Source organism: Proteus columbae (assembly GCF_009914335.1).
Classification (GTDB): Bacteria; Pseudomonadota; Gammaproteobacteria; order Enterobacterales; family Enterobacteriaceae; genus Proteus.
In genome coordinates, this window is the sequence record NZ_CP043925.1 from 2,775,611 (window position 1) to 2,791,120 (window position 15,510).

Annotated in this window: 11 protein-coding genes; 1 reads left to right on the forward strand and 10 read right to left on the reverse strand. The window is 37.9% G+C overall.

All coding sequences use genetic code 11. The features are described 5' to 3' along the window. Positions 1–214: 214 nt before the first annotated feature. From F1325_RS13280 to galE, 9 genes are all read right to left on the reverse strand, one after another. A complete protein-coding gene (locus F1325_RS13280; protein ID WP_160230566.1) occupies positions 215–1,381 on the reverse strand; it encodes an MFS transporter in 1,167 nt (388 codons plus the stop codon). A 398-nt stretch (positions 1,382–1,779) separates the two neighbouring features. Next, positions 1,780–2,637: an alpha/beta hydrolase gene (locus F1325_RS13285; protein WP_244184990.1), complete on the reverse strand. Its 858-nt coding sequence runs from the start codon at positions 2,635–2,637 to the stop codon at positions 1,780–1,782. 114 nt (positions 2,638–2,751) lie between these two features. Next, positions 2,752–4,788: an IreA family TonB-dependent siderophore receptor gene (locus F1325_RS13290; protein ID WP_109371024.1), complete on the reverse strand. Its 2,037-nt coding sequence runs from the start codon at positions 4,786–4,788 to the stop codon at positions 2,752–2,754. A gap of 257 nt (positions 4,789–5,045) precedes the next feature. Beyond that, on the reverse strand, positions 5,046–6,680 hold the full coding sequence (locus F1325_RS13295) for a sodium/sugar symporter (protein WP_109371026.1): 1,635 nt from the start codon (positions 6,678–6,680) through the stop codon (positions 5,046–5,048). Between the two features lie 323 nt (positions 6,681–7,003). Continuing rightward, a complete protein-coding gene (locus F1325_RS13300; RefSeq protein ID WP_109371028.1) occupies positions 7,004–8,014 on the reverse strand; it encodes a substrate-binding domain-containing protein in 1,011 nt (336 codons plus the stop codon). Between the two features lie 183 nt (positions 8,015–8,197). Continuing rightward, positions 8,198–9,268, reverse strand: a complete 1,071-nt coding sequence (gene galM / locus F1325_RS13305; protein ID WP_160230567.1) for a galactose-1-epimerase — start codon at positions 9,266–9,268, stop codon at positions 8,198–8,200. Continuing rightward, positions 9,268–10,428 (reverse strand): galactokinase, encoded by a 1,161-nt coding sequence (gene galK, locus F1325_RS13310; RefSeq protein ID WP_160230568.1) that lies wholly within the window; start codon positions 10,426–10,428, stop codon positions 9,268–9,270. The genes galM and galK overlap by 1 nt, the downstream gene beginning before the upstream one ends. Positions 10,429–10,686: 258 nt before the next feature. Continuing rightward, complete coding sequence (locus F1325_RS13315) at positions 10,687–11,742, reverse strand: UDP-glucose--hexose-1-phosphate uridylyltransferase (protein WP_109371034.1); 1,056 nt, start codon at positions 11,740–11,742, stop codon at positions 10,687–10,689. Positions 11,743–11,787: 45 nt separating this feature from the next. Beyond that, a complete protein-coding gene (gene galE / locus F1325_RS13320) occupies positions 11,788–12,804 on the reverse strand; it encodes a UDP-glucose 4-epimerase GalE (protein WP_109371036.1) in 1,017 nt (338 codons plus the stop codon). A 612-nt stretch (positions 12,805–13,416) separates the two neighbouring features. Between galE and ghrB the strand changes: the two genes are divergently transcribed. Next, positions 13,417–14,376, forward strand: coding sequence for a glyoxylate/hydroxypyruvate reductase GhrB (gene ghrB, locus F1325_RS13325; protein ID WP_109371038.1), 960 nt, complete (start codon positions 13,417–13,419; stop codon positions 14,374–14,376). Positions 14,377–14,457: 81 nt separating this feature from the next. On the opposite strand, the gene F1325_RS13330 is transcribed toward ghrB, so the two are convergent. Beyond that, positions 14,458–15,372 carry a cation diffusion facilitator family transporter gene (locus tag F1325_RS13330; RefSeq protein ID WP_109371479.1) on the reverse strand — a complete coding sequence of 305 codons (915 nt, stop codon included), beginning with the start codon at positions 15,370–15,372 and terminating at the stop codon, positions 14,458–14,460. Positions 15,373–15,510: the final 138 nt, after the last annotated feature.

Consider the following 15,510-nt stretch of genomic DNA (forward strand, 5'->3'; position numbering starts at 1 on the left):
TGTTCTCCATGAAAAAGTTAAATCCATTATTTAAGAAAGAAATAACGTTATCTGTTTATACTGATAAAGCACAGCATAAAAATATCAGGGAAGTCTTAATTCGTTTTTAGATTCGCTTTTAGAGTAGAGATAAAAAAACCGAGCCACCTTTAGGGTAAGCTCGGCTGATAAATAAGGGAAAAAATAAGAAAGAGAAAAAGTAAGAGAATACAGTTTAGTTCAACACAATATGACTTTTACGGCGTAAACTTGCAAACAGCATGTAAACTGCCGTCACTAATAACACCACAAAGAAGAAATTCATAATGCCGTTATTGGCTTGCGCCATAAACATTCCCACCCCTAAAGGCCCAATAGCAGAGCCAATGCTATAACTTAATAGCATCACTTGTGTAATAGCGACAATGTAACTCGCATTCACATGATCGCATGCCAATGTAATAGCGATAGGATAAAGTGCAAAAGAAGACATTCCCAATAACGCTAGTGCAATAATAAGCACCATATAATCGCTAGAAAGATAAGTCAGTCCCATGGCAAAAACGCCCACTAAACACATCATCGCTAATAACAGTGTCTTGCTGATCATCACAGACAATTTGCTAATAATAGGCTGGATCACCATTCCGCCTAAAATAATTGCTGCCATCAACACACCTATTTGGTCTGTTGTAAATTGCCCTTGATTTAAAGCCAATGGCATCATGCCATAAATACTACCCATCACAACGCCAGACACCATACAGCCCACTAAAGCGGCTTTATTTAATCGGCTCATCTGTTTGAGTGATAAACTTTTATGAGAGTGCCCTTGTGGTTGCCCTTGTTTAAAAAGCAGAGGCGGTAATACGGCAATGAGTAATAAAACTAATATCGCCATAAACGGGATAGCGCCTTGCGTACCAATTGCACCAATCGCCAATTGCCCTAATGTTGTGCCGCCATAAAGCGAGGTCATATAAAAGCCTAAGCGTTTAGCTCGCTCTTTAGGATTATCGCCAATTAATAGCCATGACTCGACAACAACAAATATACCAGCAACCGCCATACCACCAATAAAACGGAAAACCATCCATGCTGATAAATAAGGCATTAAAGGCAACACACCGACAGTCACTGCCAACAATAATAAAAATACAACGAAAGAAAGACTGTGCCCTATTCTTGCAATAATAGGTTCTATCATGACTGAACCTATTAATAATCCAATAAAATAAATACTTGCTAACCAACTGGCATAGAGCGTATCCATTCCAAAACTGCTCATAGAGAGTGGAATTAAACTCATTAAATAGCCTGACGCGATAGCAAATACCGTTAACCCAGCCACAGGTACTAATGTACTGTCGCCTTTGCGTACCAAAGTAGTGTTCTGTTTCACTACCCTCGTCTCCACAGTCAAAACGGTTGATGATGCGCTGTTTTCTCGATGCCTGATAGAGGCGTTTCTTTTATCTAGGAAAGATAAAAGAAACAAAGGTGAAAACAGTGGATGGCGTCCCTAAATTCAGGAGACGCGAATATAGCGTTTAAATGATGATAAATAAAATTATAAAATCTAATGTCAGAAAACAATTTTATTTATATCAATCATGATTATCGTCTTTTTCCACCAAAAAGAAATAGCGCTAATCTAATATTTATTTTTATTAAATGATAAGTATTTTTTATTAAGAAAACTATGAGTAAATACGTGCTAAATAAAATAAAAATAATAAACATTCATTACTATCCTATCGTTACTCGATAGGATAGCTAAAAATGAAGAGATACTTTTGTTTATTCCACACTTTTCTCTAAAGCAATTTTAATGGCATCAGGAATTGAACCACCGTGACCTTTGCCCTCAAACAGATAAAACTCACACTGTTTTCCCGCTTCCGATAAATATTGACATAACTGACGTTGCGTTAACCAGCTACTACGCTCTTGATAATTTTTCTGTTGTTCTTCACTTAATTGGCTTAAATCTGGGTTTTCTTCTTTTTCACCCAAGGTTATTGCAATAGAAATATCATTAGGAATAGCTTGCCATTGCTCTTGTTTCACCCATTCGCCTTTTCCCCACCATAATGATGGGCTTGCTGCGATATAACGTTGAAATGTTTCTGGATGATTGAATAAAACATAGAGGGTAAACACGCCACCAAAGGAGTGACCAAACAGAGATTGCTGAGTGATCGAAACGTGTTCTTTAGCGAGTTGCTCTAACGCATAAGGCCTTACTTGCGTTAAGAAAAATTGATAAAAATTTTCTGCATTTCCACCTCGGCTAAATGCATCTCCTTTTACACTCGGCGTGTAGTCATGCGTTCTCTCTGTAATATAATAAGCTTTATCACCCACATATCCCACACTGATAATCGCAGGCAACGGCTTGTCTTTCTGCTTTATGGCTTCGTTTATCATCAACGGAAACTGGGCATTTCCATCAACGCTATAAATTAGCGTTGTCTTAGTGGTGTTTTTAGGAATAGCAAGAAAGAGGCGATATTGTTTTCCTTCATATGCCACTTCTTTATTTGTAATTTGATAATAAAAGTGAACCTGAGACTCAACTTCAGGAACTTCTTGGTTAGGTCTAGCTTGAGCCACCGCAGATAACATAATCATTCCACATAACATTAGTATTCGCATAAATCAGATACTCTGTCGGTAATTTAAAAAGTGAGCCATTAAGATGAAAATAATAGAGAGGCATAAAAAAATAAACCCCATACTTATACGGGGTTTATTTAAATTTAGGCTCGATTAGAAGCTATATTTAATATTCGCCCAATAACGACGACCTTCATCGACAACCCAGTTACCGCCTTTATCATTTACAGCAGGACCTGTTTCATCTGTAATATTTAATACTGCAAAATTAAACATCGTGTTTTTATTAAAGTTGTAGGTCATTCCTAAATCAAAGGTTGTGTACCCACTACGATAACGTGCCCCAGTGTAACCATTACGTTGTGCCGCCCAAACTTGCTTACCGGTATAAGCGGTATTGGCATAAAAACTGGTTGCTTCGTCAAACTGCCAATCAACTCGTGCATTGGCGCTATGTTTTGGTGTTAAATCTAATGGATAGCCTTTTAAGGATTCACCTGATGCTAATTTTTCATCATCACTTTTACGTTCTGAATCGATATAGGTGTAGTTTGCATTGACATGCCAACTTTCCGTAATTGGGAAACCAACCGCGGTTTCAATCCCTTTAATATTCGCTTTACCGACATTATCGTATTGATACAGTTTTAAACCTGTAATTGGGTCTATTTCACCTGTGTCGTAGTTAGTTAGCTTATCTTTAAAATCAGTATTAAAGAACGTCACACTTGCAGTAACACCATCTCCATTATCATAGCCAATACCAATTTCTTGGCTAACTGATGTTTCAGGTTTTAAATCACGATTACCGTACATAATCGCGCGACCTTTCTCTGTTGAAGTGCCATATTCTGGGCTAATTTCACGTAAGCTTGGTGCTTTAAAGGCTTTAGCCACACCACCTTTTAAAGTGAATTCATCCGTTAAATGATAAACGGCATACGCTCTTGGGCTCCAGTGATTACCGTAATATTCGTGATCATCAAGACGCACACCGCCAGTTAACGCGAGGTTGTCTGTTACGCTATATTCATCTTCAAGGAATAACGCTTTTTGATCAGCGGTAATGGTGGATTGTTTAACACCAGAGCCAGTGGATGATTCATCTTTTAAACGTGAATATTGATATTGGCCGCCAAAAGTCATCACGTTATCAGGCAAGAATGCAGTAAATTTCGCATCAAAAACAGTATTGGTAATTTCAGGGCGGCGATCTTCATAATACTTCTCGCGCTCTTTTGTCACCTTATCAATCATTTCTGTTTTGGTGATGCGTTTAGTCTGTTCTTGATAAACACTTAATTCTGAATGCAGAATATCAAACTGATTTTTATAGGTTAATGCCCAGTGATTACGGTCATTATTGGTTTCCAGCATTTTATTTTCATCCGCTTTTCCACCACGGATAGTAAATTCGCTCATGGATTTACCCGGTGTCGTTGTACGTTGTAACGTATTGCGACCCGCTTCTAATAAAATGGTTTGATTATCAGTCGGTGTGAATGCCAATTTTGCCGTAATATTTTTATTGTCATTACGACCTTGGCCATAAGTGATTTTATCTTCAGCACGTAAATAGCTACTGCCATAAAGCTGTAAGCCTAATTTATCTTCAATTAAAGGTCCTGAAAGATAAAAATCACCATTAATGGAATCGCCTGCATCACGGTTATGTTGCAATGTACCGCCAAGTGCAACAGAGCCATGCCACTCTTTTGTTACTGGTTTCGTGATGATATTGATAACACCACCCATTGCATCTGAACCATACAGAGATGACATTGGTCCACGAATAACTTCTATGCGTTCAATCGCCTCTGCTGGTGGAATAAAACCACCTTCATAGCCACCACTCCCATTAGGACGTGACTCACGGCTATTTTGGCGACGACCATCAACAAGAATAAGGGTGTAGTCACCCGGTAAACCACGCATGGTGATTTCTTGTTTATTAGCATTACCATTAATGCTAACACCTTCAACACCTTTTACGGCGTCGGCTAAATCATGAACGGGCTTTTTAGCGAGTTGTTCTTTGCTGATCACGGTAATACTTGCTGGTGCATCTGTAATTTGTTGAGCAAACCCTGATGCTGATACTACAAGTTTTTCTTCTTTGTTTTCTTGTGCATACAGCGGATAAGAGGCAGATAAAATACAGGCTGTTAAAACACCCATTTTAAAGTTCATAGCAGTTCCCTGAATTAATAACGGTTATAGTAATGAGAATGATTAATATTATCTTAATCAAATATTCATGAGAATGATTTTCTTTTCATATTTAGTGTTTTTTTTTAATCTGCATCAAAGCAAATTAGTGCTATTCCGATTAAGTACAGAAATAGCGGATCTTGAGCACAAAAAAAGCAGATGGCATAACCATCTGCTTTTTATCGTTTTGTAGAGTATTTTTAGATTTAGAAAATTAACAAATTACAATCTTGCTATTACCAGAATACGGCATAAAGCACACACAAGATGACCATAATGGCATAAGAAGCAATATTGAATCCGCTTTGTGTTTTAAAGGTTTTATCTGTTAATGCAATCGCTCCTACACTGTCATCAGTTTTAGTCGAGGTTAAACTCACTAAAGCAATCACAACAGTAGTAAAAATAAAGGTGTACATCATTTGATCAAGGAATGGCATACCTAATGGCATTAATTTTAGAAATAATGCAAACGGTATAGATAAAACCACACCAATGATTGCGCCTTTTGCATTCGTTTTTTTCCAGAATAAACCTAACAGGAATACCGCTAAAATTCCTGGGCTGACTAAGCCTGTATATTCTTGAATATATTGGAATGCCTGATCGATACCACCTAATAATGGTGCAATAAAGCAAGCAATAATTAAAGCAACAACTGCACTAATACGACCCACGTTCACTAAACGGGTTTCAGAAGCTTTTGGCCCAATATATTCTTTATAGATATCCATCGTGAAAATAGTCGCGATAGAGTTAAGCATAGATGCCAAAGATGAAACTATTGCAGCGGCAAGTGCAGCAAAAACAACACCTTTTGCACCTACTGGTAAGAACTGAGTTAACCAAGGATAAGCTTTATCTGCTTGTGATAAAGTTGGAATATGCTGTTGTGCCATTGTACCTAAACCTGCCATTAATTCAGGGTTAGTCGTAATAACAAATGCAGCAATACCCGGCACAACCACAAGAACAGGCACTATCAGTTTTAAGAATGCAGCAAACACTAACCCTTTTTGTGCTTCATTGATGGATTTAGCTGCTAAAGCACGCTGAATAATGTATTGGTTAAAGCCCCAATAATAAAGGTTAGCCACCCACAACCCACCAATCAGCACCGCGATACCCGGCAAGTTCATAAACTGCGGATTATCTTTTTCTAAGATCATTTTAAAGTGATCAGGTGCGGCTTGTGTCATTTTGCTCAAACCTTCCATAATCCCGCCATCTCCACCGATATAGCTGACTGCTAATACAGTGGTAAATAAGCCACCAAGGATAAGGAAAAATACTTGTACCACGTCTGTCCACGCAACAGCAGAGAGTCCGCCATAGAGTGAATAGACAACAGCAAATAATGCTAAACCAATAATGGCATACATCATTGGTACACCAAGGATGGTTTCTAATGCCAATGAACCTAAATATAGTACCGATGTTAAGTTAACAAAGATAAATAATGCCAGCCAGAATACGGCAAGAATGGTTTTTAAGTTACGGCTTTTAAAACGATTCTCGACAAATTCTGGAATGGTATAAATACCTTTTTCGATAAAAACAGGTAAAAAGTATTTAGCAACAATAATTAATGTCAGTGCAGCCATCCATTCATAAGAAGCGATAGCAAGACCAATGGAAAAACCAGAACCAGACATACCAATGAATTGTTCTGCTGAAATATTAGCAGCAATAAGCGAAGAACCAATTGCCCACCAAGGAAGGGTTTTACCTGCTAAGAAATAGTCCTTTGTTCCTTTTTTCTCACCATCCTTTGAACGAGAAACCCATAATCCTAGACTAATAATGATGACGACATAGAGGGCAAAAATTGCATAGTCTATTGTGCTTAACCCAACACCTTCTGTATGCATAATATTTTCCTTTCAGACCCATAGAGAGAATAGGATTTTAATGTAAACGTTTTCACAATCTTTTTCCGTTACTCTGTTCACAAATTTATCGCTTATGTTACGTAAATGGATCATAAAACAGGAAAACAAACAATTAGCATGACGAGTAAAGCAAAATTTAAGCTTAAAATACGATGATAGTTTTATTTTATAAATTTCAGATATTAAAATAATCGTTGAAAAAAGCCCTACAAATGATAACGATTACACAAATTAATTAAGTATGGCCTCTTAATGTAAAAACCATTAAGAGGATCGATTAAATTAAAAAGAAAATTAGGTAATTAAGAGAGGTGACTAAGATTAAAAACGGAATTACGTTGAACTAATGTTGGCGAAAAAATACGTTGTTTTTGTTCAAGCACTTCACCTTTAGAAAGCCTGATAGCGAGTGTTGCGGCTTGTTCTGCCATCATTTGTACGGGATAACGCACCGTGGTTAAACGAGGGTGAATATAGCGTGCAATTAATACGTCATCAAAGCCAATAACTGAGATTTTTTCAGGCACAGGGATTTCATTTTCATCAAGAACAGATAAAGCCCCAGCGGCCATAAAATCGTTGTAAGTCACTACGGCTGTAAAATCGATAGATTTCGTTAGCAGATGCATCATTGCTTTTTCACCGCCTTCACCTTCAGGCTCACCATACTCAATATAGCTTTCTGGCAATGAGATATTATTAGCTTCTAAAGCAGCTTTATAACCAGCAAGACGCTGAGTTGTATCTTCAATATGATGAGTAGATGAAATATATGCGATTTTAGTATGACCTTGACGAATAAGATGCTCTGTTGCCATCCATGCCCCTTTATAATTATCTAAAGCGACACAACGTTCGGCAATTTCAGGAATAAAACGGTTAATCAATACCATGCTTTTAACTTCTTGAGCATAAGCCAGCAACTCTTCATCAGAGAGTGCTTTTGAATGGATCACCAGACCATCACAGCGACTATTAATCAATAACTCGATAGATTGTCGCTCATCTTGAGCATCATGATAACCATTACAGACCAAGATGTGTTTCCCTGATTGTCTTGCAACGTTATCAACCGCTTTAACGAGTGTACCAAAAAAGGGATCCGAAACGTCATGCACTAAAACACCCAAAGTTTGCGTACTTTGGCTAACCAAAGCCCTTGCTGCTGCATTAGGTCGATAGCCTAGCTTTTGCATCGCAGCATTAACGGTTTCAATAGATGTCTGACTTGCTTTCGGCGAGTTATTAATGACTCTAGATACAGTCGCGACAGAAACCCCCGCTTCTTTCGCTACATCTTTGATAGTCGCCATATCCACCCCTTATGGATCACCTTTATTCATGGTTAAGAAATAACGAACCGTTAATCTACAAACAAAGAAAAAAGAGAGTAATAGAATTTAAGTGGCTTGATTATCAGCGAAGAAGGAAAATTTAAAAAGTAAAAAGATCAAATAAATAGTAAAAAGGAAAGCGTTTACACTTTCCTTTTGTTGTTACGAGTAAAACTTATAGATTGTTTGGCTATTCCACGCGGTATTTGCAGGTAAAATACCTTGGTTTTCATGCCATTCTGGATGATTAGGGCCATCTGGGAAATATTGTGTTTCTAATGCCAACCCTGAGTAATTGCCGTAATGACGACTCTTTCCTCTTGTTCCTACCAGAAAGTTACCTGTATAGAACTGTACAGAAGGCATGGTTGTAAAAACATCCATTTTAAGTTCGCCTTCAGGAGCAATCACCGTCGCAATAGGAGTTTTATCATCAATCGCTTTCTTATCTAAAATAAACGCATGATCGTAACCATTTGCGGCTTTTTGGCACTCATCTGCCATAAAATCAAGACCTACACGCTTTAATTTACGAAAATCAAACCCTGTCCCTATTACGCTTGCAAACTCCCCTGTAGGAATATTGCCTTTACCATTTTTTAAATAATGAGTCGCACAAATTTTTAAATCATGCTCAAGTGCAGTGCGCGCAGTATGTTCACCCGCAAGATTGAAATAAGCATGATTAGTTAAACTTAATGGTGTCGTTTTATCACTCATCGCCCGATAATCAATACACACTTCATTATTATCTGTCAGTGTATAGGTCACGCTTACTTTTACAGTACCAGGAAAACCTTGGTCACCATCATTTGAAATTAGTGAAAAAGTGACGGATTGAGAAGATTGCGCGGTGATCCCCCAGCGAAGATGGCTAAAGTTTTGCTTACCACCATGTAAGGTATTTTTACCTTCATTCGCACTAATTTTATATTCTTGCCCCTCTAATACAAATTTTGCCCCTGCAATGCGATTAGCAAAACGCCCAACCGTTGCACCTAAATACGCGGTTTGTTGTTTATGGGCATTCATATCCGCCGAGCCTAATAACACATCTCGACGATATCCATTAACTGGTACAATACAGGTTAACCAAGTCGCACCAATATCCATTAAAGAGATAGACATACCAAAACGATTTTTAAGCACTACTATTTGCGCAGGTTTTCCATCTGATGCGGGTTGTGCTGTCATTTGTTCAGGTTCAAGAAAACGAAGCTCATTAGTCGCCATTATTTTGTCTCCGAATAGCCCGCTCCTTGGCTTGCAGAGCAGACATAGATAGTTTCTTTTAATCCCGTTTTAGCTTCGTATTGCGCCTTAACAGAGTCAATGACTTTATCAACTAAATCTGGTGTCACTAATGCTACGACACAACCGCCAAATCCACCACCAGTCATTCTTACACCACCACGATCACCAATCACCGATTTCACAATTTCAACCAATGAATCAACCTCCTTGACTGTAATTTCAAAATCATCACGCATTGAGTGATGTGATTGCATCATCAGTTGACTTAATGTTGTTAAATTACCTTCACGCAAGGCGTCAGCCGCTTCTAATGTACGGCTATTTTCAGTAATAACATGGCGAGCCCGACGATAAACCACGTCGCTCATTAATGCTTTTTTAGCAAGTAGATCCTCTAATGTGGCATCTCTTAATGCAGTTACATTTAAAATCTGAGCAGCTTCTTCACACTGTTGGCGACGAGTATTGTACTCACTATCAACTAACCCACGCTTTTTATTAGTATTGATAATCATCACAACCATATTTTCGGGCATTGTCACTGCCGACGTTTCTAATGAACGACAATCAATTAATAGTGCATGATTCTCTTCACCACAAGCCGAAATAAGCTGATCCATAATGCCGCAGTTACAACCCACAAATTGGTTTTCTGCTTTTTGGCCATTTAATGCAATCTCTTTTTGGCTAATAGGTAATTGATAAAGTGTTTTAAGCGTTTGACCAATGGCGACTTCTAACGCAGCAGAAGAACTTAACCCTGCGCCTTGAGGGACATTTCCGGATATCGCAATATCCATACCATGAAAAGAATAGTTATCTTGTTGTAGAAAATGAATAACACCTCGAACGTAGTTAGCCCACATTTTATTAGGTAAAAACTCAATGGTATTATCGAGGCTAAATTCATCAACTTCATTTTGGTAATCAACAGCAATGACACGAATAATATTATCTTCTCGTTTTGCTGCGGCAACGACCATTTGATAGTTAATTGCACAAGGTAAAACAAACCCATCATTATAATCAGTGTGTTCGCCAATAAGATTTACCCTACCAGGCGCTTGAATAAAATGTGTAGGTGCGTAACCAAAAATAGATGAAAATGAACGAGTCACATTATTAATAAGTGCCTGCATAATAAATCCTTAGCTTAAAATTAAGTAATATACTCAAAATCATTTGAGTTGCAGATAGGCGGCAAGCAAAGATATCCCGATGAGCATACTCATGTATGTGATTCGGGTAGCTGAGCGTAGCCAACACCTCTGCAACTTGAAGGATGAGGGGTATAAAAAACCCACCACATCATTATGTAAATAATAAGATGCTTGATTTAATTTATTTCGTGCGCAAAAAGCAGATTAATTAAAATACCTTGCTATATTGCATGGTCATTAACGTTGCTTTTTATAATGAATGTCACTTACTTGACGTAAATTATTCGCGGCTTGTTCTGGCGTTAGATCTCTTTGCGATTCTGCCAGCATTTCATATCCCACCATAAATTTACGCACCGTGGCTGAACGTAATAATGGCGGATAATAAAGCGCATGTAATTGCCAATGATCGATATTTCTATCATCTTTAAAAGAAGGCGCAAAATGCCATCCCATTGAATAAGGGAAAGAACAGTGGAATAAATTATCATAACGACTTGTTAATTTTTTCATTGCAATAGCAAGATCATCTCGCTGAGCACTATTTAATTCACTCATTCTTCGAATATGCGCTTTAGGTAATAACATCGTTTCATAAGGCCAAGAAGCCCAATAAGGTACTACCGCCAGCCAATGCTCAGTTTCAACTACGGTACGACTTGCATCTTTACATTCAGCATCGACATAATCGATTAATAGATTTCGCCCGTATTTTTCAAAATAAGCTTTTAATTGTGCATCTTTTCGCGCTAATTCATTAGGTAAAAAATCACTCGCCCAAATTTGCCCATGAGGATGAGGTTGAGAACATCCCATCGTTTCGCCTTTATTCTCAAATACTTGAACCCAAAGATATTCTTTGTTGAGTTCTTCTATTTGATTATCCCAAGTATCAACGATTTTACGTAAGCTACTGACGGATAATTCAGGAATAGTTTTTCCATGATCAGGTGAGAAACAGACAACTCGACTAATTCCTCTTACTGCTTGAGTTTGAAATAAAGGATTTGATGAAGGCTCAATATGATATTCGTCTTGCAACAACGCAGAATGGTCATTATTAAAGACATACGTTCCTGTGTAATCTGGATTTTTATCGCCAGAGACACGGGTGTTATTTGGACACAAATAACAGTGAGGATCATAAGAGGGAAGTGTCGCAATCTGAGGCTTTTCATCTTTGCCATTCCAAGGTCGTTTCGCTCTATGTGGTGAAACTAAAATCCACTGGCCAGTTAACGGATTATAACGACGATGAGGATGTTCAACAGGATCAAAAATCAGTTTCGACATAGCCTTCTCTCTTATTTATTCAAGATTATCTGAATACTTTACGTCTTATTTCAGATAACCATTTGGGTTTTGTAACTGCCAACGCCAAGCATCCGCAGCCATATCATCAATTGAACGAATGGCTTTCCAGTGTAAATCTTTCTCTGCTTTTGCAGGGCTTGACCAACATTCTGCAATATCACCAGGACGACGAGCTTGTAATTGATAAGGAATAGGTTTACCGCTAGCTTTACGAAATGCTTCAATCATTTCAATCACGCTAGTACCGTTACCTGTTCCCAAATTATAAATATGTAAGCCCGCTTTTTTACCTAATACATTTAATGCTGCGATATGACCATCTGCCAGATCCATAACATGGATATAATCACGAACACCGGTACCGTCTTTTGTTGGGTAATCATCGCCAAAAACAGCCACTTGTTCACGACGACCAATTGCCACTTGAGCAATATAAGGGGTTAAGTTATTTGGAATACCTTTAGGATCTTCCCCCATCGTACCTGATGGATGCGCCCCTACTGGGTTAAAATAACGCAACAAACTAATAGACCAACTTTCATCAGCAATAAATAAGTCAGATAAAATGCGCTCAACCATATATTTACTGGTACCATAAGGGTTAGTCGTACCCCCTACTGGCGAATCTTCAGTGATAGGAACCGCTTGCGGATCACCATAAACAGTTGCAGATGAGCTAAAAATAATGCTTTTTACGCCCGCATCACGCATACAACGTACGAGCACCAATGTGCCATTAACATTGTTGTCATAATATTCAATTGGCTTCTGGACGGATTCACCAACCGCTTTTAATCCCGCGAAATGAATAACAGACTGAATAGAATGCTTAGCAAAAATTGATGCTAATAGCTGCTCATCACGAATATCACCGTTATAAAACAGAGGGCGTTTACCTGTTAGGGCTTCAACACGATTAAGTACTTCTTCATTCGCATTGCTAAGATTATCGTAAATAATCGGTGTCATGCCTGCTTCAATCATTTGTACGCAAGTATGACTACCGATATATCCCATACCACCTGTCACTAATATTTCCACATTCACCTCTTTTGATTCAAAGGAAAAGCGCAAGACGGTTTCTGTTCACTGACACAGAGTTTAGCAAGATCAACAAAATCATTTCGTGATCAAACCGACATTTAGTGTAAACGTTTACACTCTTTTGGTGCGCTTTAAATTTTTATACAACATCCTAATTTAAAATTGTATTACAGTAATCCAATAGAATAAGTAACACTATATCTCGCCTTAACACTAAAAATAATACACATTAAAAGTAAACGATTACATCTCATTTAATGCGCTAATTATATGATAAAACTGACATTCAATGGGTTTTATCATACCTTATTAACTTCCTCGCTAATATGTTTAAGCGGAGTAAGAACACTCCCCTCTAAATAATTCGGGGAAAAACGAGTCAACGACTACATACAATAATCACCATTAATAAACACGTTGAATATATACTCTAAATAATTCAAGGCACAGCTAGGCGACAAGTAAATGAGTTGCTAGGAGCATACATTAGTATGTGACTAGTGCGAATGAACGCAGTGTATGACGAGTATTGAAGTATGTGACTAATGCGAGTGAACCCAGTCAACAACGCTGTAGTTTGAAGTATGACGAGTATATAAGGAAAATATAATGAAACCGATTGTCGTGCTATATCAAGATCTTCCTGAAAAACTGTACAAAAAACTAGCTGATTTTGCTGATATCAAACAATTTAAAACGCTCTCTTTAGACTCTAATGATTTTCGTTCCACATTGGCAAATGCGTCAGGACTCTTAGGTGCTGGTGGCAACATCGATGAAAATTTTATTAATCAAGCACCTCATTTAAAAGCCGTTTCAACGGTTTCTGTTGGCTATGACAATGTTGACGTTAATGCACTCACTAAACGTAATATTAAACTAATGCATACTCCAACCGTATTAACAGACACCGTCGCAGATACCATGATGGGATTAGTACTTGCCGTAGCAAGACGTATTCCTGAACTTGCTGATAATATTAAACAAGGCTTATGGATCAAAGGTATCACACCTGATTGGTATGGCACTGACGTTCATCATAAAACCATGGGTATTATTGGAATGGGGAGAATAGGCAAAGCTTTAGCACAGCGCGCACACTTTGGTTTTAATATGAATATTCTTTATCACTCACGTACAGAATATACAGAAGTAAATGATAAATTTACTGCAAAGCATTGCACTTTAGAGACCTTATTACAGCAATCAGATTTCGTCTGTATCACGTTACCATTAACACCAGAAACGCATCATTTAATGGGACAGAAACAATTTTCGATGATGAAACCTGACGCTTATTTAATTAATGCAGGGCGCGGAGCTGTGGTGGACGAATTGGCACTAATCCATGCATTAGAACAAAAAGAGATCGCAGGTGCTGGACTTGATGTTTTTGAAAAAGAACCTCTATCTTCATCTTCACCTTTATTAACGATGAAGAATGTCGTTGCTGTTCCACATATAGGCTCTGCAACAAAAGAGACTCGCTATGCGATGGCTGAATGTGCAGTAGATAATCTGATTGCGGCGCTAAGTGATCACATAAAAGAAAACTGCGTCAATTTCTAAAATAGTAAATAGCGTTTTTTTAGATACAAAAAAGGTAATGAAAATCTATCATTACCTTTTTTATTAGATGTGCAAATCAGTTTAAGCAGGATCAACGTGAGCCATCACACTCAAGATCTGTTTATTTTGCAAAACCTTATTACGTGCATTAACAACAATCTCGTGACTTTCATTAACGGTGAGATCACCTTTAATTTCAAGATGTACATCTACGAGTAAATAATCACCTGAACGACGCGTCTTTAAATCATGAACGCCTTGCACGCCTGGAGTTGAAACCAGCATCTGTTTAATCTCTTCCAGCGTCTCTTTATCAGCCCCTCTGTCCATTAAATCCTGTAGAGCTTGATAAGTAAAACGCCATCCCATACGACCGACAAATAGTCCGACAATTAATGCTGCTAATGGGTCAAAAAATTTAAATCCAGCCAAACTTCCGATAATACCAATCGCAACAACTAATGAAGAAGCTGCATCAGAACGCGCATGCCAAGCATTTGCGACTAACATATTTGAGTCCACTTTTTTTGCAACAGCAAGCATATAGCGAAATAATCCTTCTTTAGCAGCTAATGCAAGTAAAGCCACATATAAAGCAACACTATGAACTTCAGGAATAGTAGAGGGATCTAAAATTTTATGAATGGCAGAAAACACCATTCCTAAACCAACAATTAATAAAATCGTCCCAAGAATAAGTGATGCCGCATTTTCATAACGAAAATGCCCATAAGGATGATCAGCATCAGGTTGTTTCTGACTACCTTTATTGGCAATTAAAACAACAAAGTCAGCAATAAGATCAGAGAGTGAGTGAATGCCATCGGCAATTAAACCTTGAGAGTGTGAAAAAAAGCCCACTGTAATTTGCCAAATGGATAAAATGATATTGACAAAAACACTCACTAACGTGCTTTTCTTAGCTGCCTTAAATTTTTCAGACTGCTTATTATCAGCCCGATCCAACTCAATATCATCAATGTGATTATGTGTCATAATAATAATCTTATTTGGTTTTAAATAGCCTACTCTATTGCCATAAATAAATAGAGTTCCATAGGTTATTTCAGGTTCCATAACTCATTGGTGAGGATAAAGGACGACTCTGAATAACAATCCAGTTTAGGGACTAAG

Coding starts and splice junctions, on each gene's coding strand:
- F1325_RS13290 (WP_109371024.1), bottom strand. CDS start 4,788: ATGAACTTTAAAATGGGTGTTTTAACAGCCTGTATTTTATCTGCCTCT.
- ghrB (WP_109371038.1), top strand. CDS start 13,417: ATGAAACCGATTGTCGTGCTATATCAAGATCTTCCTGAAAAACTGTAC.
- galM (WP_160230567.1), bottom strand. CDS start 9,268: ATGGCGACTAATGAGCTTCGTTTTCTTGAACCTGAACAAATGACAGCA.
- F1325_RS13315 (WP_109371034.1), bottom strand. CDS start 11,742: ATGTCGAAACTGATTTTTGATCCTGTTGAACATCCTCATCGTCGTTAT.
- F1325_RS13295 (WP_109371026.1), bottom strand. CDS start 6,680: ATGCATACAGAAGGTGTTGGGTTAAGCACAATAGACTATGCAATTTTT.
- galK (WP_160230568.1), bottom strand. CDS start 10,428: ATGCAGGCACTTATTAATAATGTGACTCGTTCATTTTCATCTATTTTT.
- F1325_RS13285 (WP_244184990.1), bottom strand. CDS start 2,637: ATGCGAATACTAATGTTATGTGGAATGATTATGTTATCTGCGGTGGCT.
- F1325_RS13300 (WP_109371028.1), bottom strand. CDS start 8,014: ATGGCGACTATCAAAGATGTAGCGAAAGAAGCGGGGGTTTCTGTCGCG.
- F1325_RS13330 (WP_109371479.1), bottom strand. CDS start 15,372: ATGACACATAATCACATTGATGATATTGAGTTGGATCGGGCTGATAAT.